Genomic DNA, 322 nt, shown 5'->3' with positions numbered 1-322 from the left:
CACTCACAACCTTTCGGCCCAGGCCGGCCAGAACCTGGTCAACAGCGGCCTGGTGGAGGCCGGCAACCGCCTTGACCTGCTGGCGGGCAACAATCTGGTCAACAAGGCTGGGGGGATCATCGCCGGGCGCGACGTGACCCTCACTGCAACCCGTGGCGACGTGATCAATGAGCGCACCCTGAGCAGCCACCAAAGCAGCAATGGCAGCTACGCCCAGCAGCGCGACTTCGTCGACAGCGCCGCCCGGGTGGAAGCGGCCAACAACCTGGTGATCAACGCCGGGCGTGATGTGAACAACAACGGAGGCGTGCTCACAAGTGGT

At 64.6% G+C, this 322-nt stretch carries 1 pseudogene; it reads left to right on the top strand.

Annotated features, from left to right (window positions below):
• Positions 1-322: pseudogene (locus KCG88_RS30830) on the top strand (filamentous hemagglutinin family protein); the annotation flags it as partial.

The sequence above is a fragment of the Pseudomonas sp. MWU349 genome, from assembly GCF_017947325.1.
Lineage (GTDB): Bacteria > Pseudomonadota > Gammaproteobacteria > Pseudomonadales > Pseudomonadaceae > Aquipseudomonas > Aquipseudomonas protegens.
Note: the sequence above shows the minus strand (reverse complement) of the source record. Positions and strands in the feature narration are given on the sequence as shown.